The 21,762-nt window shown below is 52.0% G+C and carries 18 protein-coding genes and 1 pseudogene; 15 read left to right on the forward strand and 4 right to left on the reverse strand.

Annotated elements, in window-relative coordinates:
* Positions 1 to 6: 6 nt before the first annotated feature.
* The 9 genes from AACU55_RS22990 (at position 7) to AACU55_RS23030 (ending at position 8,953) form a co-directional block, all read left to right on the forward strand.
* Positions 7 to 1,344 (forward strand): LLM class flavin-dependent oxidoreductase, encoded by a 1,338-nt coding sequence (locus AACU55_RS22990; RefSeq protein ID WP_121019420.1) that lies wholly within the window; start codon positions 7 to 9, stop codon positions 1,342 to 1,344.
* A 170-nt stretch (positions 1,345 to 1,514) separates the two neighbouring features.
* Complete coding sequence (gene acuR, locus AACU55_RS22995; protein WP_134706190.1) at positions 1,515 to 2,183, forward strand: acrylate utilization transcriptional regulator AcuR; 669 nt, start codon at positions 1,515 to 1,517, stop codon at positions 2,181 to 2,183.
* 105 nt (positions 2,184 to 2,288) lie between these two features.
* Positions 2,289 to 3,266 carry an acrylyl-CoA reductase (NADPH) gene (acuI, locus tag AACU55_RS23000; RefSeq protein WP_013575184.1) on the forward strand — a complete coding sequence of 326 codons (978 nt, stop codon included), beginning with the start codon at positions 2,289 to 2,291 and terminating at the stop codon, positions 3,264 to 3,266.
* Between the two features lie 192 nt (positions 3,267 to 3,458).
* Complete coding sequence (locus AACU55_RS23005; protein WP_013575185.1) at positions 3,459 to 4,430, forward strand: chemotaxis protein; 972 nt, start codon at positions 3,459 to 3,461, stop codon at positions 4,428 to 4,430.
* Positions 4,431 to 4,878: 448 nt separating this feature from the next.
* A complete protein-coding gene (locus AACU55_RS23010) occupies positions 4,879 to 5,661 on the forward strand; it encodes an alpha/beta fold hydrolase (protein WP_112198312.1) in 783 nt (260 codons plus the stop codon).
* 107 nt (positions 5,662 to 5,768) lie between these two features.
* Positions 5,769 to 6,332, forward strand: a complete 564-nt coding sequence (locus AACU55_RS23015) for a peptidylprolyl isomerase (RefSeq protein ID WP_134706191.1) — start codon at positions 5,769 to 5,771, stop codon at positions 6,330 to 6,332.
* 41 nt (positions 6,333 to 6,373) lie between these two features.
* Complete coding sequence (locus AACU55_RS23020; RefSeq protein WP_013575189.1) at positions 6,374 to 6,700, forward strand: hypothetical protein; 327 nt, start codon at positions 6,374 to 6,376, stop codon at positions 6,698 to 6,700.
* 10 nt (positions 6,701 to 6,710) lie between these two features.
* Positions 6,711 to 7,547: an MBL fold metallo-hydrolase gene (locus tag AACU55_RS23025; RefSeq protein WP_134706192.1), complete on the forward strand. Its 837-nt coding sequence runs from the start codon at positions 6,711 to 6,713 to the stop codon at positions 7,545 to 7,547.
* A gap of 191 nt (positions 7,548 to 7,738) precedes the next feature.
* A complete protein-coding gene (locus tag AACU55_RS23030; protein ID WP_134706193.1) occupies positions 7,739 to 8,953 on the forward strand; it encodes an acyltransferase family protein in 1,215 nt (404 codons plus the stop codon).
* A 162-nt stretch (positions 8,954 to 9,115) separates the two neighbouring features.
* Here AACU55_RS23030 and AACU55_RS23035 read toward each other — a convergent pair whose 3' ends face one another.
* Entirely contained in the window at positions 9,116 to 10,003 is an 888-nt protein-coding gene (locus AACU55_RS23035; protein WP_037034802.1) for a LysR family transcriptional regulator, read from the reverse strand.
* 467 nt (positions 10,004 to 10,470) lie between these two features.
* Here AACU55_RS23035 and AACU55_RS23040 point away from each other — a divergent pair, with 467 nt between their 5' ends.
* From AACU55_RS23040 to AACU55_RS23055, 4 genes are read left to right on the forward strand one after another with little or no spacing between them, the layout of a single operon-like run.
* Positions 10,471 to 11,898: a bifunctional 2-methylcitrate dehydratase/aconitate hydratase gene (locus AACU55_RS23040; protein WP_134706194.1), complete on the forward strand. Its 1,428-nt coding sequence runs from the start codon at positions 10,471 to 10,473 to the stop codon at positions 11,896 to 11,898.
* Positions 11,899 to 11,946: 48 nt separating this feature from the next.
* Positions 11,947 to 13,089 carry a hypothetical protein gene (locus AACU55_RS23045; RefSeq protein ID WP_134706195.1) on the forward strand — a complete coding sequence of 381 codons (1,143 nt, stop codon included), beginning with the start codon at positions 11,947 to 11,949 and terminating at the stop codon, positions 13,087 to 13,089.
* A 53-nt stretch (positions 13,090 to 13,142) separates the two neighbouring features.
* The gene (locus AACU55_RS23050; protein ID WP_240785660.1) at positions 13,143 to 14,066 is read left to right on the forward strand and encodes an aminoglycoside phosphotransferase family protein; all 924 of its coding nucleotides are present in this window, start codon (positions 13,143 to 13,145) and stop codon (positions 14,064 to 14,066) included.
* Positions 14,067 to 14,094: 28 nt separating this feature from the next.
* Positions 14,095 to 15,477, forward strand: a complete 1,383-nt coding sequence (locus AACU55_RS23055; protein WP_013575196.1) for a DHA2 family efflux MFS transporter permease subunit — start codon at positions 14,095 to 14,097, stop codon at positions 15,475 to 15,477.
* On the opposite strand, the pseudogene AACU55_RS23060 reads toward AACU55_RS23055, so the two are convergent.
* A pseudogene (locus tag AACU55_RS23060) lies at positions 15,451 to 15,720 on the reverse strand (efflux transporter periplasmic adaptor subunit); the annotation flags it as partial. The gene AACU55_RS23055 and the pseudogene AACU55_RS23060 overlap by 27 nt on opposite strands.
* Before the next feature lie 229 nt (positions 15,721 to 15,949).
* On the opposite strand from AACU55_RS23060, the gene AACU55_RS23065 reads away from it, so the two are divergent.
* Together AACU55_RS23065 and katG are read left to right on the forward strand one after the other, a co-directional pair.
* On the forward strand, positions 15,950 to 16,975 hold the full coding sequence (locus tag AACU55_RS23065) for an LLM class flavin-dependent oxidoreductase (protein WP_013575201.1): 1,026 nt from the start codon (positions 15,950 to 15,952) through the stop codon (positions 16,973 to 16,975).
* A 262-nt stretch (positions 16,976 to 17,237) separates the two neighbouring features.
* The gene (gene katG, locus AACU55_RS23070) at positions 17,238 to 19,448 is read left to right on the forward strand and encodes a catalase/peroxidase HPI (protein WP_240785661.1); all 2,211 of its coding nucleotides are present in this window, start codon (positions 17,238 to 17,240) and stop codon (positions 19,446 to 19,448) included.
* A 68-nt stretch (positions 19,449 to 19,516) separates the two neighbouring features.
* On the opposite strand, the gene AACU55_RS23075 is transcribed toward katG, so the two are convergent.
* Positions 19,517 to 20,917: an FAD-binding oxidoreductase gene (locus AACU55_RS23075; RefSeq protein WP_134706197.1), complete on the reverse strand. Its 1,401-nt coding sequence runs from the start codon at positions 20,915 to 20,917 to the stop codon at positions 19,517 to 19,519.
* 25 nt (positions 20,918 to 20,942) lie between these two features.
* Positions 20,943 to 21,758 carry an ABC transporter permease gene (locus AACU55_RS23080; RefSeq protein WP_134706198.1) on the reverse strand — a complete coding sequence of 272 codons (816 nt, stop codon included), beginning with the start codon at positions 21,756 to 21,758 and terminating at the stop codon, positions 20,943 to 20,945.
* Between the last annotated feature and the right edge of the window lie 4 nt (positions 21,759 to 21,762).

Raw genomic sequence — 21,762 nt, forward strand, 5'->3', positions numbered from 1 at the left:
GATTTCATGAGCCATTCAAAAAGTATCAAGCTGGGTCTGATGTTGCACGGTGCCGGCGGCCACATGAATTCGTGGCGTCACGAAAAAGCGCCTGCGGATGCCAGTGTCAATTTCCCCTATTTCCGTGATTTAGCCTTGCGCGCCGAAGCGGCTGGTTTTGATTTCCTGTTTGTGGCCGACGGATTACACATCAACGAAAAATCACTGCCGCATTTCCTCAACCGTTTCGAACCTGTCGCGTTGCTGTCTGCGCTGGCTTCGGCTACCCACAGCATCGGGCTGGCGGGCACTATTTCCACTTCCTACAGCGATCCCTTTACCGTCGCACGTCAGCTGGCGTCAATAGATAACATCAGTCAGGGACGGGCGGGCTGGAACGTGGTGACTTCGCCGCTGGCCGGTTCGGCGAAAAACTTCGGCAAAGACCATCCTGAACATGCGCTGCGCTATCAGATTGCCGAAGAATACATCAGCGTGGTGCAGGGACTGTGGGATTCGTGGGAAGACGGCGCGTTTGTGCGTGACCGCGAAAGTGGTGTGTTCTTCGACGCGGCGAAGCTGCATAAACTGAATCATCAGGGACAGTTTTTCTCGGTCGAAGGGCCGCTGAATATCCAGCGTTCACCGCAAGGGCAGCCGGTGATTTTCCAGGCTGGCGCGTCGGATGCCGGTATCGCGCTGGCGGGTAAATCTGCCGATGCCGTTTTCACTAACGCCCGGACGCTGGAAGAAGCACAGGAATATTCGGCAAAATTACAGGCGCAGGTCAGCAAAAATGGCCGCCATCCGGTGGGTATTTTCCCTGGCATCAGCCCGATTGTCGGCAAAACCGAAGAGGAAGCCGAGGCCAAATATCAGTATCTTCTGTCGCTGTTGTCACTTGACGATGCGCTGGCCTATCTCGGGCGATTTTTCGATCACCATGATTTCAGCCAGTATCCGCCGGACGGCCCGTTCCCTGAACTGGGCGATTTAGGCCAAAACACTTTCCGCTCCACCACCGACAGCATCAAGAAGCTGGCGCGGGAGGAAAACCTGACGCTGCGTGAAGTGGCGTATCAGACCACGCTGCCGCGCGGCGAATTCTTCGGCACGCCAGAACAGGTCGCCGACCAGTTGATCCGCTGGGTGGAAGAGGGCGGTGCCAGCGGATTTATCATCAGCGGACCGGTACTGACCGAAGCGCTGGACGACATTACCCGGCTGGTGTTACCGGTGCTGGAAGCCCGTGGCTACTGGCATCCCTCGCAGGCAACGACGTTGCGTGAGCGCCTGAATATTCCGTTCAAAACCAACCGTTATAGCGTGCAGGAAACCCGCCGCGAGACAGTGAACGAAAAATAGTTACAACATACTCATGCTGTATCACAGGCCCGCTCCGGTAACTCCGGGCGGGCTTTTTGCTTTGCAGGTTTTTTAGGTCCGGGACTTTTTACCCTGTAAAAACATTCACGGACTTGCCCGTCTAAAAAATTGGGCGTAGGCTTTCTGCAATTAAAAAACGATCGGTCTAAATGATGAGTGCTGAGTTTTCTACTGAACCTGACGTGCCAGTCAAACCGCGCCGCGGGCGTCCGCCGAGAACGGCACGCGAGTTTGATGATACGCGTGAAGCGCTGATCCGTTCGGGGCTTGAAGTGATCACCGAAACGGGCTACCTGTCAGCAGGCATCGACGCGGTGATTAAAAACATCGCGGTGCCGAAAGGATCGTTTTATCACTATTTCAAAAGTAAGCAGGATTTCGGCATGGCCGTTCTGACGGCTTACGGCTCATTTTTCGCCCACAAACTCGACAAGTTTCTGCTCAGGGCTGAGTTGTCACCGCTGCAACGCATCGGTGCGTTTGTGACCCATGCCGGTGAGGGAATGGCGAAGTTTGAGTTCAGACGCGGCTGTCTGGTCGGCAATTTATTGCAGGAATCCCCGCTGTTGCCGGAAGATTTTTCGCAGCAACTCAAAACGATTTTGGGCGAATGGGAAGGCCGTGTTGCCACCTGTCTGGAAGAAGCCCGGCAGGCCGGAGATATCGCATCAGACATGCCGCCTGCGCAACTGGCGCAGATTTTCTGGTCTGGCTGGGAAGGCGCGGTGATGCGCGCAAAACTGTACCGCTCGGCCGAACCGCTGGATCAGTTCTGGGCGTATTTCCGTCATACGCTGCAGTCACCTGTTCATCCATAAACTCGTCGGTCATAAATTCAAAAAATAGCACCTGCAATCATTACGTGAGTCATCGCATACCTCATGACAAAAACTTTAATCTCCTGAAATCATAAAGGGAAAAAAATGAAAGCATTGGTTCTGGAACAACAAGACAAGGCCACGCTGGCCGAAGTGAAAGAGATTGCGCTGCCGGACATGGCGGCAGGCGACGTACTGGTTGATATCAGCTGGTCAGGGCTGAATTACAAAGATGCACTGGCCATCACCGGGAAAGGCAAAATCATTCGTCAGTTTCCGATGGTGCCGGGCATTGATTTTGCGGGCCATGTCAGCCGCAGCAACGACCCGCGTTTCTCCGTCGGGCAATCCGTCATTCTCACCGGCTGGGGCGTTGGCGAAACGCACTGGGGCGGTCTGGCGGAGCAGGCTTGCGTCAAAGGTGACTGGCTGGTCGCGCTGCCGGAAGGTCTGGCTGCGCGCAATGCCATGATTATCGGCACCGCCGGTTTCACTGCCATGCTGTGCGTCATGGCGCTGGAAGAAGCGGGCGTGACACCCGAAAGCGGCACCGTGGTCGTGACGGGTGCCAGCGGCGGCGTGGGTAGTACGGCGGTGGCCTTGTTGCATACACTCGGTTACACCGTGGCTGCGGTGACGGGCCGTGAATCTACGCATGACTATCTGCGTAAACTGGGTGCCAGCGAAATTCTCTCCCGCGATGATTTTGCAGAGACCCGTCCGCTGGAAAAACAAGTCTGGGCCGGTGCGGTCGATACCGTCGGTGACAAAGTGCTGGCTAAACTGCTGGCGCAAACCAACTACGGCGGTTGCGTGGCGGCCTGCGGTCTGGCCGGGGGCTTCAACTTGCCGACGACCGTGATGCCGTTTATTCTGCGCAACGTCCGTTTGCAGGGGGTGGATTCGGTTTCGGTTCCCGCTGAACGCCGTGCTGCCGTCTGGGAGCGTTTACTGAATACACTGCCGGATGATTTTTATCAGCAGGCCGCGACGGAAATTACCCTGGAACAAGCTCCGGCTGTCGCAGCCGATTTCCTGAACAATAAAATTCAGGGCCGGACGCTGGTGAAAATCGGCGGCTGACCCTTTTTGCCCGGTATTTCCGTGATACCGGGTGCTTTCCCTTCAATTTTCTCCCCGCTATAAAGAATTCCTCCTGAGCGGCCGATATAAAGAATGTCCCTCTGAGAAAAAAGAGAATGGAATTCCTTATTTTCCGAATGACGTACAGCGCGAACATAGTCAAAAACGAATAACAACAGGCATGGGGAAAGTATGGATAATTTTCAGAAAGAAATTGATGAGAGAACCAATCTCACTTCATCAAACCGGTTTGAGCTTTTGCTGTTCCGTCTGGGGACCTCTCCGGATGATGAGCAATCTGAACTTTTTGGTATCAACGTTTTTAAATTGCGCGAAATCGTGCCGATGCCCACGCTGACCAAAGCCGCCGGAATGGTCTCGCCGATGATGGGCATGGCGAACATCCGTGGCGAAATTATTCCGGTCATCGACCTGCCTGCGGTGGTGGGATGCGTACCAAAAACCGGCCTGAACATTTTGCTGGTCACCGAATATGCGCGCAGCACCCAGGCATTTGCAGTGGAATCCGTAGACGACATTGTGCGTCTTGAATGGAGTCAGGTGCTGGCCGCCGAAGCCGGTGTGAAGAGCCGCAACATCACCAGTATTGCGCGTCTGGACAGCGATAAATCCAGTAACCGTCTGGCGCTGGTGCTCGACGTTGAACAAATTCTCCATGACATTATTCCCAACAGCAATATCAACATGGATAAGAAGAAAACCAGCGCGTTTAAACTCAAGCCGGGTACGGTGGCGATTGTCGCCGAAGACTCTAAAGTTGCCCGTCAGATGCTGGAAAAAGGCCTGAACATGATGGAGATTCCGGCGCAGATGCATGTCACTGGTCTGGAAGCCTGGAATAAAATCCGCAAAATGGCCGAAGAATGCAAAGCCCAGGGGCTGCCCATTTCCGATAAAATCTCCTTTGTCTTAACTGATCTGGAAATGCCGGAAATGGATGGCTTTACGCTGACACTCAATATCAAGCGTGATGAATTCCTGAAAAATATTCCGGTGATCATTCACTCTTCATTATCCGGCAGCGCCAACGAAGATCACGTGCGTAAAGTGGGCGCAGACGGTTACGTGGCGAAGTTTGAAATCAACGAACTGGAAGCGGCTATTCATAAAGCGCTGGATGCGAAGAAAATCGCCCATGTGTAATTTCATCAAACACTGATGTATAAAAGGCCCGTTCTCTTGTGCGGGCTTTTTATTATCAGCGGCATACCGAACAACGTGCAGAAAAATTATTGCCTGCATTTCCTGCTGCGCAGCATTTCCCCGGTCAGTCTGTTCCTTCGCCACGTTTTCCCCTATTAAGATCCGCCCCGTATCTACAATTTCGATAGTGATATCGAAATTATCCATTAGAGCGACGATAAGAATTGTTTTAATAATAACAGCGTTAACAACGTATTTAAGGCTGACCCTCATAACGAAAAAATTTATTTGCATGAAACTGAAAAAATAATATCAGCATGTCGTTATGGATACGTTACGACTATGGCGTAGCAGAATTCATGGTTCTATAAGCAGGACGAGACGTCGGATCAGGTAATGCGTGACGGAGAGCCGACGAAACAGAAGCATAAAGAATATGGAGTATTAAATGTTTATCCGGCCACTTAAATTAACTCAGCACGTCGATGTGCAGGGTTCTGAAAATGCAACGACATTGGTACTTCTTCATTCTTTGGGGACGGATTTGCACCTTTGGGATTTGCAAATGCCGCGTCTGAGTGAGCGTTATCGTGTTATTCGCCTGGACATCCGTGGGCATGGATTAAGCGCAGTCGATTCTCTGCAGTTTTCAATGTCAGATTTGGCCGACGATGTCGTGGCGGCGCTGGATCATCTTCACATTAACGAGTTCTATGTTGCCGGGGTCTCAATCGGCGGAACAATAGCGCAATGGATTGGGTTCAAGATCCCCAAACGAGTTCAGGGAATGATCATTGTGGATACTGCACTGGTGAATGCCGCTCCGCCTTCGCTCTGGCGCGCCCGGGCTGAAGATGTATTTCACCACGGTGTTGAGCATCTCGAAATGGGGATTCTGAGCAAATGGGTCACACCGAAATTTATCGACTCGCCCTACGCGGAGGGTATGAAACAGATGCTGCGCCGCACTTCGGTTGAAGCCTTCGCGGGTTGCTCTTATGCCATCGCCGACACCGATCTGACCGATATGAATATTCCGGGGGTAAGGGCTGTGGTGGTCAGAGGAAGTGAGGATCAACTTACGCCTCCGGACTACGCGCAACGTCTGGCCGACAAGCGCAATGCCCAATTGCATACCCTACCCGGCGCCGCCCATTTACCGAATTATGAGCAACCCGAAGCGCTCACTGATGAAATCATCTCGTTCATTGATAACAAGAATACGCATTAACAATCAGCGCAGTAAGTCAGCACCTGTAAGGACGTACGGGCGCTGTTAATGAGCAAATCTGGCATGGCAGACGATGAAAAGTCTGATGCGCGAACGGAGTAAATTCTATGAATCGTCGGTTATTTATTGGTGGAAGCCTGGGCTTGTGCGCGGGTGTTGCAATGCTTCCGGCTGCCTTCAAAGGGGTAATGGCTCAGAGAGATATTATCGAGATGCAACTGGAGAGTGGAACCGTGAGCATCAGCTTATTTCCCGATTTGGCCCCCGGGCATGTTGAACGCATAAAATCGCTGGTACAGGCCAGATTTTATGATGGCATGCCGTTTAACCGGGTCATAGAAGGCTTTATGGCACAAACGGGTGACCCGATAAAAGATACAGGGCTGGATTACACGAAATTACCGGCGCTGGCCGCAGAGTTTAACCGATTGCCTTTTGAACGCGGTACCGTCGGCATGGCCAGATCACGGCATCCGCACAGCGCCCGTCATCAGTTTTTCATCACCTCCGCAAGGGCAGGTTTTTTAGACCAGAATTACACTGCTTTTGGGAAAGTCACGAGTGGCATCGAGTTAATTGACCAACTCCGCCGGGGGGCTTCGGACATTGGCACGGTGGTCAATCCCGATGTCATAAAAAGCATGCGATTAGTGTCTGTCAGAGCCGTATAAAACAACCTGACGGCGTAAATATCCATTCGAAGGAGTCGAAGATGCCCAGTATTACTCTCTATACCGCTGCAAGCCACCGGTTAGATGCAGAGGCTTTTGCGGAATTTTCAACGGCTTTAGCCCGTCTCGCCATAGAGATCCTGAAAGCGAAAGAAAATAATATTCACATCAGCTACCTCACCGCAGAGATAGGTTTTGGCACACCGGTCTATTTCGAAGCAAGACTACGACAGGAAGTTTTCCGAACCCTGTCGGTGTTGGATGAATTCATGCATCAGGTTGATTTATTAATTAAGGAGAAGACAGGAGTCATAGCGAGAATTCGCTGTTTCTCTTTTGAAGCGGGTAATATTTATGCAAAGAACTAAGGAACGGATTATGAATGTTAATTTTCCAACAAGAGATCTCGGCGATATATCAGTTACTGCGGTAAGTGATGGATATCTGCATGTCGACTTCGGGATGCTTTCAAATGTGGATGAGGACGAGTGCAAGGAAATTCAGCGCAGTGCACAAGTCAGTGAACTCAATGCGGTGCATATTAATACTTTTTTAGTCCGCCAGAAGGGTAAAAATATTCTTATCGATAGCGGGGCAGGAGGCGTTAAAGGCTGGGGCGGCAAACTGGTTGCTAATCTCGACCTGCTGGGGATACAACCTGGCAATATTGACGCGGTATTACTCACACATGCCCATCCTGATCATATTGGCGGATTGTTAAACGCAGAAGGTGAGGCTGTATTTGCTAATGCCGAATTGATCATAAGCAGCGATGAATTTAATTATCTGCAAGATGATGAAAATTTCGCTGCCGTCAGTGACCGCGTAAAAGGCAATTTCCTGCTGGCGCGAAGTATATTCAAAAAGTATCAGAAAAATCTTCGTCTCATCGATAAAGGCGAGGTATTTCCTGGTGTTTTTGCGATCCCGCTGAAAGGTCACACGCCGGGTCATACAGGTTACCGGATTGAGGGTAACAGAGATAGCCTGTTGATTTGGGGTGATATTGTTCATTTTCCTCATATTCAACTGCTAAAACCGGATGTTGCCATTGCCTTTGACTATGACCCTCAAATGGCGGCAGAGACACGTTCCCGCATACTTGAAAGCGTGAGCTCGGACAGCGTTCTTGTCGGTGGTATGCATTTTGGCGAACAAGGATTTGGTTATATTGAAAAACGTAAATCCGGATACGTGACCGTCGATATCCACTAGTTAAAACTTTCATCAGAACGTTCTGCTCTGAAAATACTTTATTTCCTGACCGGCAACGCACGGTTAATTATTGGTAACCGGTCAGGCTCTGCTTAAGTTGCTTTGCCGCTATTTATTTTTGCTGTGTAACATTGTCGCTATGCTACTGAATAAATCTTCCGGTATAAAATACTATCCTCAGGGGGAACACCATGAATCCTGCAATAAACAGAGAAATAAGTATTGATGCTATTCATGCTGACGCCATTGAAATGGCGGGGAGTCAGCCAATAACAACCGGGAAATTACCCCCGCAGACCAAACTTCCGTCGCTTACCGGAAGCAGATTCTGGGCGGCTTTATTAGTTTTTTTATTTCATTCATCGCTACCCAGCGATCTCGCTCCCTTTTCAGATCCAACCATACAGCACATTTTCACCGTTATTGTGGGTAAAGCGGGCTGGCTCGGCGTTTCATATTTCTTCATACTCAGTGGATTCATTATGGTGTGGTCTGCGAGAGATAATGACACCGTGGGAGATTTTTACCTGCGACGTTTTGCAAAGATTTACCCTACGCATTGTCTGACCTGGGCTATAGCGTTCATTATTGGTGCCATGAGTATCTATCAATATAAACTTTGGTCATCAAACCTTCTGTTATTGAATACCTGGGTTGATGATGTTCACTATTTTTTCGTCGGTAACAGACCCAGCTGGTCTCTTTGTATAGAAGCGATGTTTTATCTTTCTTTCCCCTTTCTTTTCAGGGTAATGAAGACAATACCTGAAAAATTCGATATACCCGGATTAATAATAGTAACGGCGGCATCCTTATTGGTTCAAACATATATTTACATCTGGGTTGAGCCGGACAAGATGATGGGGGCGTTTCCGATTTCTCAGCAACACTTTTGGGTTTCGTATATTTTTCCCCCATCACGCATATTTGAATTCCTTGCCGGTATGTTTGCAGCCCGGTTGCTGATGAACGGACGTATGCTCGTGCTGACGAAAATGGCGTCGTTTACCCTGCTTGCAGCAACTTACATCGGTTCCATGTATATCCCTTACCAGTTCAGTATGAGCGTGGTTTTCATCATCCCGGTGTGTTTATTAATCGTTTCGATTGCGGGTGATGATTTAAAATACCGAAACACTCTGTTAAACAGTAAAACATCGGTGTGGTTAGGAGAAATATCCTATTCCTTCTATATGGTTCATTTCTTAGTGCTCTTTTATTTTTTGAATCTTACGGCCGGAAGAAAGTTTAGCTTACCGGAGGGAATTGCGCTTATCGCCGTCGCGTTGGTTTTATCCGTCTCATTTGCCTCTTTTTTATATAAGTACTTTGAAGTGCCCGTGATGAAATTAATACTGGAGAAGTGCAGAGCGAAAGCCTTAGTGGCTCTGCGTAAACCTTCATAACGGATAACGGAGTATTGATCATCTTGTCGTCAGAATACGACGAACGGGGGAGCGCAGGCTTATGGGATGGGAGGGCATACGGCAGATGTATGCTCTCCCATTTGTATTTGAGATGAGGGAATTTCACTAACATGGGGAGTGTACGTGTGGGCTACGAATGCCCTAATAACCGATATTGTGCAGCCGGGGATCCTGAAAAAGTGAGGTCATTATGCCTCTGAATTTAGTGCTATCCAGATAAGGTGAATCTGTACGATAAACAAGCTCTATTTTGAAGTCATTGAACTGGCCACTGAGTTCATGAATTTTTATCTTATTTTGTACCTCGCCGCTGATCGAACAACGTAAAACTAACGATACGCCTTTGCCGGCGGCAATGCTGGAGAACAGTACGGGATAGGAACCACATTCTACCACCCGCTTAGGCGTGATATGCCCTTCATTAAACAGAACATTATAATTGCGGGTAGTGGTTGCACATTTTTTGCTGCTGAGTAAAAAAACTTCGCCATCCAGACTGGAGATGTCTTTAATGGTGGGGTAATTTTTCTCTGTAATAATAACCAGTTCGCTGGAGAGTAATATGGAGCGCGCATGTTGCGTGTTTGAAAAACCTGCACCGATTATTACCGCATCAAATTCGTTTTGGTCGAAGGCATTAAGCAAGCTTATAGTGTTCCCAATCGAAATATCGATATTCCAGCCCAAATCATGACCTAAATCGATCAGTGAACTGACAATATAGGGGGGTAGACATTCGATTATGCCAATACGCATATTCAGCTGGCTATTTTTGGAGTGGGAAATGTTGTTTTTACAATCATCCGCAAGATTCAATATTTTAAGTGCGTAGTCATAAAGTATCTGGCCTTGCGCAGTCAGTGAGCACCCGTCGGTTTTTCGATCTAACAGGGTGACATCCAGATTATCTTCCAGGCTCCTGATTCGGTGGGAAATACTCGATTGCACGCGATTCAGACGCTCGGCTGCCTGGGTTATGTTCCCTGTCTCCACGACTGTCACGAACGCAAGAAGTTCACTTAGCTTCATTTGAGACCTCATGCTAAAAATTAGTTCACCGTCACAACAATTATTTATATTCTGTATTAGTGAGTTTGTCACTATGTTTTAAAATCTCCGCTCCGGGCTACAACTGCGGGCACTGCGTGGCCACATCAGGGTGCGTGTCATTATTATTACCTTTCCGGCAGACATTAATTCTGAATTACGAATTTCAACAACAGACTGTGCTTATTTTCACGCTCTGTAACTCATGCTCATTTCCCTGAACTTCCCGTCCTCCTCAGCAGGCATTTTGTCAGGGCATCAATACTTTCGATGAATGCCTCGATTTTATTCGCTGGTCTTTTATTGCCATGCCCATTACGATTTTATGAGTGATGGAGAGTATTCTCATATAAATCAACGCGTTGTCTATTTCTATTATCTGGATATATATATTACCGGATCTCAATTACGTGTATTTCAACAATTCATTTTTGTTTATGGGGTGAAATATGGCGCATGCAAAGTTTGATGAGGTAATGGTTGAGCTGGTTGACTACGCCTATGAGCAGACAACCTTTGATAATGAGACTTTACGCCTGGCGCGTTATTGTCTGCTGGATTCGATAGGTTGCGCAATTGCCGCCTCTGCCGATCACGACTGTCTGAAACTAATGGGCAGCGCTCAGTTCAGCAAGAGTCAGGCTGGTGTCCCGGTTGTCGGTACCGGACTCAGACTGGGACCGATCGAGGCGGCCTTTCATATCGGTTCGATGATCCGCTGGCTGGAGTTCAATGACACCTGGCTTGCGCAGGAGTGGGGGCACCCGTCCGATAATCTGGGGGCCATCCTGGCTGCCGCAACCTGGCATAGCCTGACTGACGGTAATCAGCCGCCCGCTGATATGACAGCCGTCCTGAATACGATGATTCGTGCTTATGAGATCCACGGCGTGCTGTGTCTGTCGAACTGTTTTAATGCGCTGGGGATTGACCATGTGGTGTTGGTTAAAGTGGCTTCTGCCATCGCCTCAGCTCAACTCCTCGGCTTGTCAAAAGACCAGGCACTGAGTGCACTGTCCAACGCTATTATCGACGGTCACTCTCTCCGAACTTACCGGCATGCGCCAAATGCCGGTACCCGTAAGTCATGGGCCGCCGGGGACGCCACGGCGCGTGGCCTGCAACTGGCGCTGTTCGCGCAAACCGGCGAAATGGGTTATCCCACCGCGCTGACGGTCAGCCGGTGGGGATTCAATGATGCTGTTTTGCGGGGCAAACCCTTCAATCTGTCGCGCAACCTGTCAGATTTTGTCATTAAGAACATCTTGTTCAAGGTTCCCAATCCCGCTGAGTACCACGCCCAGACTGCTGTAGAAGCGGCCATTAACCTTCGGGAACGGATACTGGCAGCCGGGTTTACGCCTGAGAGCATCGAGTATGTGCGGGTAGAAACAACCCGACCGGCGATTCAGATTATTGATAAATCAGGGCCGCTGAATAACTCCGCCGATCGCGATCACTGTCTCCAGTACATGGTTGCCGTGGGGCTGCAGACCGGAAATCTGACGATTAAAGATTTCCACGAACCGCTCGCCAGCGATCCTCAACTGGATGCACTGCGATTGAAAATCACCTGCACTGAACGCCCTTCCTTTACAGAGAGCTATTACGACCCTGATAAGCGCGCCATTCCCAATGCGCTCTATCTGAAGTGTCATGGCATGACTGAAGAGATCTCCGAAACCATTGAATATCCGCTCGGCCATGTTCGTCGCCGTGAAGAGTGTTTCGGGGCGCTGCTGACGAAATTCCATCTGAATCTTTCAGACAGCCCGCTGCGTGACCGCGCCCATATTCTGGCCGAAACCCTGATTTCGGAATCGAAGCTTGATGCCATGTCCGTCACTGATTTGCTGAAAATGTTCTCCTGGGACTAGGCCGCATTTAACACACTTACCTATATTCATTTAGCGCGAGGTGATGAAGTGAAAAAAGCCATATTAGTGGGTTGCGGAGCGGAGATCGGCGCGAATTTGCTGATTCAGAATGATCCGGCGAAGGATGGTTTTGTTATTCAAACCGTCGTCACGAATCCTCCTTCTTTAGATAAACATTATCCTGAACTGCGTCCGATAGATGGCATCGTGGCCCGTCTGGCGATGGCGCATCCCGGCATCCAGTCTCACATCGACATTATCGATAATGACACCCTGCGGATCGACGGTCGTGAGGTTCACTTTTTCTTTGGCGATCTTGCCAAGGATCTTCCTCCGCAGACAGGTCGCTTCGACATTGGCTTTATCGCAACCAGCAAGCTGGATATGGACAAAAACAGCCCTGTCGCCCGCAACATGCAAGAACTCGCGGACGTGGTGCTGGGCGTTGCAGAGGCCAACGAACTGCCGAGTATCTATGGCTGTCTGGAAGATCTGACCCGCGATGATATCGACACGATACAACGCCAGGTGGTCGGTTCGGGCATGTATTGCCTCGGCTCCTGCCAGACCAATGGTATGCATGCCTCACTGCGTGTACTCACCGAGGCGCTCAGATCTATCCAATGCAACGCCTCGCATATTGTGTCGGTTGAAACCGATATTGTGCATCCGGATACGCCTAACGGTGTACTCGGCACCCGATCGTTTGAAGGACGCCTGCAGGATGCGCGCGACAATCTCCGTCCGAGCTTCTCACAAATTGCCATGAGTCAGGACAAGGTGATGCCCTGGGCACCGTTAGTGAATACCGTTTCATTACGCGCGCCTGTGCATGCCCCCGGCTATCAGATTAACCGTTTCATCGTTAAGGATGGCGGTGCGTTAACCCCCGGTCTCATTGAGGCGGCGATTGAGCGGGTGAGCGGGACGCATCCTCATGTTGTGAAAGCATCGCGGTCGCCGTTAGGAAGCCGTGCATATGCCTTCGAGCGCCGGTGTTCAACCATTCTTTCCGATCAGAATCACTTGCTCATTCTCCGGCCAGCCTATCTGGCCAGTCAGAATTTGAGTGAGGTCATCATCCAGTCGTTTGTTAACAACACCGTCGGCTACAGCGCTGTGGTACGTGCTGTAGCGCGCAGCCTCGCGCTTGGCCTGCCAGTGGCAACTTTCCAGGGGATTGAAAAATGACAAGCTCACATACTGTAGATTTTTTGAGTTCAGGCTTCGTTGTGAAGACGGCCATGTCCGAAATGTTCAATGGCAAACTGAAAGCCGAAGTCGAACAGATCCGGGCATTGCACGATATTTATCCGGAACTGATGGTGCCGGTCTTGCACGACGGACTGGCCGCCGGGCGGCAATTTTATATTCTCGAGAAGATGGATTCCCTTCCGCTGTCCAGGATCGTCTTTGACGAACAACGGTCGCTGGCTGAGCGCAGGATGATCGTCAGAAACGCACTGGAGAATGTACAGAAAGCGATCAGCCTGGAATCAGAAACCTCGTCGGCAATAACCCACGAGATGCCCGCCAGATTACAGGAAGAGTGGGAAGGCACGCGCTTCGCTCATGAGCTGTTTGATAAACCTATTCTGCTTAACGGGGTGCGTTTCAGTACCACGGCCCGGGAAGTCTATGAAAGAGCGCTGGAGCTGGCCCGGACTGAAGAGTTCAGATCGGTAGAAAAAGCCCATTTCAATTTTCACTTCGGCAATGTGCTCTATAACGAGGAGCATGCTCAGACACGTTTCATTGACCCTGACTTTTCCGTACGCGGGCTGGATCCGCTTTTCGGCTTCTCGCGGTTTGCTTTTTCGTTCTGGCATGAGCTTGCGGCAGAGGTAAAGGATGCAGTCAAAATGGTCCCGATGGCGGATGCACTGATGTTCGTGCTGGCGAAACCGGACTACGGCAGCATTCTTAGCGAGATCCCTGAGTTAGGCGGTATTTCCGGCCTGCTGCCGCTGATGGGGGAAAGTATGCGCAACCGGTTCTATGTTCTCACCACCTACTGTTTCCTGAGGAGTATCCGCATCAACGGCAGTAAACAGCCCTGGAAAGCGCCGCGCTCTCCCGTTGTTGCCAGCCCGGAAGAAGTGCTGATGCTGGGCCTGCTGGCCTACCTCGAAGGACCGGTTGCTGAGGCTGAAAGCCTCTGTGCGTAATTTCAATTCAATATAGGATGATAAGGATATGTCGCTGGTAAGCAGTAGTCCCTTAGAGCAAGGATTTGAGGCGCCAAGGCGCTATCTGGCGGCTGCCGCCATTTTGATTGGCGTGGTTATGGCGGCGCTGGACAGTTCCATCGTCAATATTTCCTTGCCCTCTATTGCGGAGGCTTTACGGGTAGATTCAGCCTCTGTCATCTGGGTGACCAACGCCTATCAGGTTGCCAGCGCTGCAACGATGTTGATCTGTGCATCGCTGGGTTCGAGGATAGGGGAGCGGCGCTTCTACACCGCGGGCATGGTGCTGTTTACGCTGGCATCGCTGGGCTGTAGCCTCTCCCCGACCTTCGGCATGCTGGTTGCCATGCGTATACTTCAGGGGGTGAGCTATGCGGTCATGATCAGCGTCGGGCTGGGTCTGTACAGGGTTATCTTTCCGCCGCATACGTTGGGCACCATTTTAGGGCTGAACGCGCTGGCTTTTGCGGTGGGGACGGCCATCGGCCCGGCGTTAGGCGGCCTGATCATCTCTTATCTGGACTGGCCATGGTTGTTCTATATCAATCTCCCGCTGGGTGCACTTGCCATTGTCTTCTCCCTGATCTCCCTGGGCGTCGATACTGAGAAGGAAAAAGGCTTCGACTGGGGAGGTGCGGTGACCTCAGCCGTCGCTTTAGGGCTGATGGTCATTGCTGTGGATCAGATCGGGCGCTGGGATAGCCGCATACTCATGCTTTGCGGCGTCGCCTCGGTGCTGCTGCTGGCCATCTTTGTCAGCGTGCAGACGCGCTCAAAAAGCCCGTTGTTGCCGCTCGATATATTCCGTTCAAGGCGGTATACCTTTGCGGTGATCTCTTCTGTCTCAATGTTTGTGGCACAGGGGATGGCGCTGGTGGGGTTGCCCTTTGTACTGCAGCATGCCTATCACTATTCGGTGCTGGAATCGGCGTTCATCTTTACACCGTGGCCGGTTGCCGTTGCAATCTGCGCCCCGGTGGCGGGCAGGCTGTCCAATCGTTTAAATCCTACCCAGATATCGACAGCCGGCGTGGTGATTTTCTCTCTGGGTTTAGGATCTCTGGCTCTGTTGCCGCAAGCAGCGACGGTGAATGATTTTCTCTGGCGCGTGGCGGTTTGCGGGATTGGCTATGGACTGTTCCTGCCGCCGAATAATAAAGAGATGTTCTCGAATGTGGCACCGAACCGAACGGTCACGGCCTCGGGGGTATTGTCGACCGCCAGGACAGCAGGGCAATCCATTGGTGCGGCGCTGGTCGCGATGGTTATTGCACTGTTGAACGGACTGACGGGGCAGGCGGGGGCACAGTTCGCCGTCTATGTCTTCGGGCTGGCCTGTCTTATCTCTGCGCTATCTTCTGTCTCAAGTATGCTGCGCCTGCACCGGTAACCCGTTGGGCAGATGATCAATATGGATGCGTACCGGAATACGCTGAGCGAGTCGCACCCAGCTAAACGTGGACTCTACATCCGGCAGGCCCTGGCTACCGGGTGCGTCATTGCTATCATCTATCCCGCGACCAATGCTTTCCACGTGGCCTGTCAGCGCAGGTGCATATCCCATCAGCACGATTTTTGCCGTGCTACCGATATGAATACGCTGCATTTTCGTTTCCTCAAAATAACCCACTACCTTGTGGGCGGTCTGGCCCGCGGACGATGACCTTCAATGCGCCGTGGCGAGGCATCTGTTGCCAGAACCCGCAAAAATCCCCTGTTGTTAATCAAATAAACTGAATCAGTATGTTAAACAAATGATATTTATTCTCATCCTGAGTCGCGTAAAGTAAACCCATCACTAAGCCCTGTTCCGCATGACAGAGACAGGGCACCGGTTTACAGATTATGAGGATGAAGACGCTATGAAAAAGATTGGATTTTTATCATTCGGGCACTGGACGCCATCCCCCCAGTCGGGCACGCGCTCGGCGGCTGATGCCTTATTGCAATCTATCGATCTGGCTGTCGCAGCCGAAGAACTGGGGGCCGATGGCGCTTATTTTCGGGTGCATCATTTTGCGCGCCAGCTTGCGTCGCCTTTCCCGTTGCTGGCAGCCATCGGCGCGAAAACCCGCAAGATTGAGATCGGTACCGGCGTTATCGATATGCGCTATGAAAATCCGTTGTATATGGCGGAAAGCGCCAGCGCTGCGGATCTGATTTCCGGGGGGCGTTTACAGCTCGGTATCAGCCGTGGTTCGCCTGAGCAGGTCATCGACGGCTGGCGCTATTTTGGTTATCAGCCGGAAGAAGGCGAAACGGAAGCCGATATGGCGCGCCGTCATACAGAGAAACTGCTTGATGTCCTGCGCGGCGAAGGTTTTGCGAAACCTAATCCGCAACCGATGTTTGCGAATCCGCCGGGTTTGTTACGCCCTGAACCCTATTCTGCCGGGCTGCGTGAACGTATCTGGTGGGGCGCGGGCTCGAATGCTACCGCCGTCTGGGCGGCGAAACTGGGCATGAACCTGCAAAGCTCCACGCTGAAAGATGATGAAACCGGTGAGGCGTTCCATATTCAGCAGGCGCAGCAAATTCGCGCTTACCGTCAGGCCTGGGCTGAGGCGGGGCATGAGCGTACACCGCGTGTGTCCGTCAGCCGCAGTATTTTCGCCCTGATGGATGACCGCGACCGCGCGTATTTTGGCGGCAGCGGCGATGATGGCGACAAAGTCGGCTTCCTCGATGAGAAAACCCGGGCGATTTTCGGCCGCAGCTATGCGGCGACACCGGACAGATTGATCAAATTGCTGAAGCAGGATGAAGCGATCGCCGAAGCCGACACCTTATTGCTGACCGTTCCGAATCAGCTCGGCGTCGATTACAACGTGCATGTGATTGAGTCAATCCTCAAATATGTCGCCCCTGAAATGGGCTGGCGTGAATAATCGCTGAAGAAAGTTTCAGAAACCCAAAGCCCGCATGAGGAAACTCAGGCGGGCTTTTTGCATTTTGAGACGCTGACAGAGAAACCTCTGTCAGTCAGGGGCTATTCTATAATCAGAGCGGGTGGCATTTTGGTGATAAAACCCGCAAAAAGCGCGTATAAGTCCTAAGGCAAAATCTATCAAATACATAGGGTGATTCAGATGTGACTGGTTTCAATCCGCGTATAGAGTAGCAATGAGACTACATAACAGGAGTGTGAGCATGAGCAGTTCTATTGATGAAGAAGCAAACGACGCAAAGCCAATTGTTGAAGCAGACAGAGAAGCCGGTGCCGGTAAATGTCCTTTCCATGAAGGAAACTCAAATAAAGCCTCTGGCGGCGGGACAACTAACCGTGACTGGTGGCCTAACCAGCTCAGGGTTGACCTGCTGAATCAGCACTCAAATCGCTCAAACCCGTTGGGCGAATCCTTTGATTATCGTAAAGAATTTGCCAAATTAGATTACTCCGCACTGAAAGCCGACCTCAAAGGGGTGCTCACTGCGTCGCAGCCCTGGTGGCCGGCGGACTGGGGCAGCTACATCGGTCTGTTCATTCGTCTGGCATGGCACAGCGCCGGGACGTATCGCTCCGTCGACGGACGCGGCGGTTCCGGTCGTGGTCAGCAGCGCTTCGCCCCGTTAAACTCCTGGCCGGACAACGTCAGTCTGGATAAAGCGCGCCGTCTGTTGTGGCCGGTGAAACAAAAATACGGTCAGAAAATTTCCTGGGCCGATCTGTATATTCTGGCGGGGAACGTCGCGCTGGAAAACTCCGGTTTCCGCACCTTTGGTTTTGGTGCCGGGCGTGAAGACGTCTGGGAACCGGATCTGGACATTAACTGGGGTGATGAAACCACCTGGCTGGAACACCGCCATCCTGAAGAGCTGGCCAAATCTCCGCTGGGCGCAACGGAAATGGGGCTGATTTACGTCAACCCGGAAGGGCCGAATCACAGTGGTGATCCGGCGTCGGCTGCGCCGGCCATTCGTGCCACGTTCGGTAATATGGGCATGAATGATGAAGAGATCGTCGCGCTCATCGCCGGGGGGCATACGCTGGGTAAAACGCACGGCGCAGGTCCGGCCGATAATGTGGGTGTTGACCCGGAAACCGCACCGATTGAATCGCAGGGCCTGGGCTGGAAAAGCAGTCACGGAACCGGTGTCGGCGCAGATGCCATCACCTCCGGCCTGGAAGTTATCTGGTCGCAAACCCCGACGCAGTGGAGCAATTACTTCTTCGAGAACCTGTTCAAATATGAATGGGTGCAGACCCGCAGCCCGGCAGGGGCGATTCAGTTTGAAGCCGCCGATGCGCCGGACATTATTCCTGATCCGTTCGATACCTCAAAAAAACGCAAACCGACCATGCTGGTGACCGATCTGACGCTGCGTTTTGATCCGGAATTCGAGAAAATTTCCCGTCGTTTCCACGGCGATCCGCAGGCCTTTAACGAAGCTTTTGCCCGTGCATGGTACAAACTGACCCACCGCGATATGGGGCCGAAAGCGCGTTACATCGGGCCGGAAGTGCCAAAGGAAGACTTAATCTGGCAGGATCCGTTGCCGGTGCCGGTCTATCACCCGACGGCTGGCGATATCGCGCAGCTTAAAGAGAAAATTGCCGCTTCCGGCCTGAGCGTCAGTGAACTGGTCTCGGTGGCGTGGGCGTCAGCGTCGACCTTCCGTGGCGGCGACAAACGCGGCGGTGCGAACGGTGCGCGTCTGGCGCTGCGTCCGCAAAGAGACTGGGAAGTGAATGCCATTGCTGCCCGCGCACTGCCTGCTCTGGAAGCTATCCAGCAGTCATTCCAGAAGGTGTCTCTGGCGGATGTGATCGTTTTAGCCGGTTCGGTTGGTGTTGAAAAGGCGGCGAAAGCGGCTCATATCGACATCGACGTGCCTTTCACGCCGGGTCGGGTGGATGCGCGTCAGGATCAGACGGATATTGAGTCGTTCGAACTGCTTAAGCCTAAAGCGGATGGTTTCCGTAACTACCGTGGCGAAACGGCCAATACATCGACTGAAAATCTTCTGATCGACAAGGCTCAGCAACTGACCCTGACCGTGCCGGAATTAACGGTGCTGGTCGGCGGATTACGTGCGCTGGGGGCTAACTACGACGGCAGCAATCTGGGCGTGTTCTCGGAAAAAACCGGTGAGCTGAACACGGATTTCTTCGCGAATCTGCTGGATATGCGTACCGAATGGAAACCTGTTGATGGCTCCGGTGAGCGTTTTGAAGGTCGTGATCGCGTCAGCGGAGAAGTCAGATTCGCCGCCACGCGTGCCGATCTGGTGTTCGGCTCGAATGCCATATTACGTGCCAACGCGGAGGTTTACGCCAGCAGTGACGCCAAAGAGAAGTTCGTGAAAGACTTTGTCGCCGCCTGGACCAAAGTGATGAATCTGGACAGATTCGAGCTTTGATCTGAACTGTTTGAACTGACCGTTTGAAAGCCAAAAGCCCGCTTAAATTTTATTAAGCGGGCTTTTTTTCAGTCACGCAATAACAGGGGATCGTTATCTAATACCAGGGTGTCGCGGACATCCCAGCCCCTGAGCTTGCCGGGGTTAAGTAATCCGTCGGGATCAAGACACTTTTTAACCGAAACGACGTCAGGTTTAATTTCTCCCTGTTTACCCTCTTCAATGCGATAAACATGCGGGTTATTTATTTTCACGTCATTATCACGGAAGATTTTCATTATTTCGTTCAGTCTTTCTTCGGTGGAATAACGCACAAGTTGTAAACCGCTGGCGGTGATATTGCCGTCATTGTCACGCAGGAACTCAATGTGCGAAATCACCTCGTCGCCGAACAAAGCCGCCATATCGATAATCTGCTGGCGATAATTCGTATAATTAAACGCCGTCTGTAAATAGGTCAGGGTGCTGTCAATTTTCAGCGCGTGCAGCGTGGTGTGGTTCCAGCAATATTCCATCAGCGACGCATTAGCCTCACGCGCCGCGTCGGCAGACTGACGCACTGCGCTGTGCCCGTGGTACTTTTCCAGAAGATGGGCGCAGAAGCCTTCGCTTTCCTGCGCAATCACGCTGATCACTGCATGCTGGCTGGCCTGATAATGTCCGTTCAGATGACTGAAATAAGACGGGATCGGCGCGGCAAACAGCGCGAGCTGGCGCTTGACCAGCCCCGGTGAACGGGCAAAGGCGTTGGCATAATCCAGTGCGTCGGTGAAGTCGTCGAACACGTCCAGCCGTTCAATCCACTGATGAACCGGTGCCAGCGCCAGTTCAACCTCAAGCACAATGCCATTGCTGCCATACGCGTGATGCAGCAGCAGCGCCTGCGGAGCGGGCACATGCAGAATGCGCGGTTCGGCTTCCATGGTCATGACTTTTACACTGAGCACATTGCCCGGCGCGCCGAGCGGGCCGTAGTTAATGGAGCCGATACCGCCAAAGCCGCCGCCGTAAAGGCCACCCAGGCTGGCGAGCCGGTAAGTGGAGGGCATGCAGCGCAGTTCCCAGCCTGCCGGACGGGTCAGGGTTTCAATCTCCGCCAGCCGGATCCCCGCCTGTGCCCGCACCACGCCGTTAGCCAGTTCGCAAACCTGATTAAACCCGGTCATGTCCACCAGAATTCCGCCTTCCAGCGGCACCAGTTGGCCGTAGTTGCCGGTCGCGCCGCCGCGCAAAATCAGCGGTAACTGGTGCTGAACGCAGGCTTTCACCAGCAAAATCAGCTCTTCTTCGCTGCGCGGCCTGACCACGGCATCGGCGTGTTTGTCTTCCAGTTGCCGCTTGAGCACCGGGCTGAACCAGTGAAAATCACGGGAAAGGCGTTTAACCTTCGGTGCCTGTAAAGTCCAGTCGAGATCAGGCAGCGCCTGCTGAATCAGGGCGAGCGCCTGTTGACGTTGTTCGCTGTCCATATTCTTCCTGCCAAAATGAATGAGATTAATGAGATTGCACGACTTCGCTTTCATGCCAGGCGCTCAGGGCGCGTCTCGAAATCCACGACATCACACCAAACAGCGCGATACCGGTGAGTGAAATTAACAGCAGGGCGGCAAACATCAGCGGGATGTCGAGCTGATAGCCCGCCTGCAATATCTGGTAGGCCAGACCGGTGTTATTGCCACCGGTGCCCGCCACGAATTCAGCCACCACGGCACCAATCAGCGACAGGCCACTGGAAATGCGCAGTGCGCCGAAAAAATACGGCAGCGCAGAAGGGATGCGTAAGCGGATCAGGATTTGCAGACGGCTGGCGCGGCTGAGCTGGAAATAACTCAGCAGGCCGGGCGAGACACTGCGCAACCCCTGCGTGGTGTTAGAAATGATCGGGAACACCGCCATCAGCGTCGAACACACCACCAGCGACAACGTGGTGTCTTTGACCCAGATGATGATCAGCGGCGCGATAGCGACAATCGGCGTCACTTGTAAAAACACGATGTACGGGAACAACGCGGTTTCAACAAAGCGGTTCTGCACCAGCACGAAAGCCACGACCGAACCGATGACGATAGAGAGTAAAAACGAGATCAAAGTGATTTTCAGCGTAAACAGCAGTGACATGGTCAGCGTACCGAAGTTGGTCCACAGGCTTTCCAGCATCACTACCGGCGAAGGCACCAGAAACTGGGGAATTTTGAAATAACTCACCCAGCCCTGCCACAGTAAGACCACCACAATCGCGACCACAGCCGGATACAGCACCTTGCGAAAGGTCTGGTTATTGATCCACGGAGAGGATTTTTGAGTTTGCATAGCG

Source organism: Rahnella sp. CJA17(1/100) (assembly GCF_963881615.1).
In the GTDB taxonomy this organism is placed as follows: domain Bacteria; phylum Pseudomonadota; class Gammaproteobacteria; order Enterobacterales; family Enterobacteriaceae; genus Rahnella; species Rahnella aceris.

Bases quoted from the DNA above. Each gene is read 5' to 3' on its own strand.
- AACU55_RS22990 (WP_121019420.1), top strand. From the start codon at position 7: ATGAGCCATTCAAAAAGTATCAAGCTGGGTCTGATGTTGCACGGTGCC.
- acuR (WP_134706190.1), top strand. From the start codon at position 1,515: ATGATGAGTGCTGAGTTTTCTACTGAACCTGACGTGCCAGTCAAACCG.
- acuI (WP_013575184.1), top strand. From the start codon at position 2,289: ATGAAAGCATTGGTTCTGGAACAACAAGACAAGGCCACGCTGGCCGAA.
- AACU55_RS23005 (WP_013575185.1), top strand. From the start codon at position 3,459: ATGGATAATTTTCAGAAAGAAATTGATGAGAGAACCAATCTCACTTCA.
- AACU55_RS23010 (WP_112198312.1), top strand. From the start codon at position 4,879: ATGTTTATCCGGCCACTTAAATTAACTCAGCACGTCGATGTGCAGGGT.
- AACU55_RS23015 (WP_134706191.1), top strand. From the start codon at position 5,769: ATGAATCGTCGGTTATTTATTGGTGGAAGCCTGGGCTTGTGCGCGGGT.
- AACU55_RS23020 (WP_013575189.1), top strand. From the start codon at position 6,374: ATGCCCAGTATTACTCTCTATACCGCTGCAAGCCACCGGTTAGATGCA.
- AACU55_RS23025 (WP_134706192.1), top strand. From the start codon at position 6,711: ATGAATGTTAATTTTCCAACAAGAGATCTCGGCGATATATCAGTTACT.
- AACU55_RS23030 (WP_134706193.1), top strand. From the start codon at position 7,739: ATGAATCCTGCAATAAACAGAGAAATAAGTATTGATGCTATTCATGCT.
- AACU55_RS23035 (WP_037034802.1), bottom strand. From the start codon at position 10,003: ATGAAGCTAAGTGAACTTCTTGCGTTCGTGACAGTCGTGGAGACAGGG.
- AACU55_RS23040 (WP_134706194.1), top strand. From the start codon at position 10,471: ATGGCGCATGCAAAGTTTGATGAGGTAATGGTTGAGCTGGTTGACTAC.
- AACU55_RS23050 (WP_240785660.1), top strand. From the start codon at position 13,143: ATGTCCGAAATGTTCAATGGCAAACTGAAAGCCGAAGTCGAACAGATC.
- AACU55_RS23055 (WP_013575196.1), top strand. From the start codon at position 14,095: ATGTCGCTGGTAAGCAGTAGTCCCTTAGAGCAAGGATTTGAGGCGCCA.
- AACU55_RS23065 (WP_013575201.1), top strand. From the start codon at position 15,950: ATGAAAAAGATTGGATTTTTATCATTCGGGCACTGGACGCCATCCCCC.
- katG (WP_240785661.1), top strand. From the start codon at position 17,238: ATGAGCAGTTCTATTGATGAAGAAGCAAACGACGCAAAGCCAATTGTT.
- AACU55_RS23075 (WP_134706197.1), bottom strand. From the start codon at position 20,917: ATGGACAGCGAACAACGTCAACAGGCGCTCGCCCTGATTCAGCAGGCG.
- AACU55_RS23080 (WP_134706198.1), bottom strand. From the start codon at position 21,758: ATGCAAACTCAAAAATCCTCTCCGTGGATCAATAACCAGACCTTTCGC.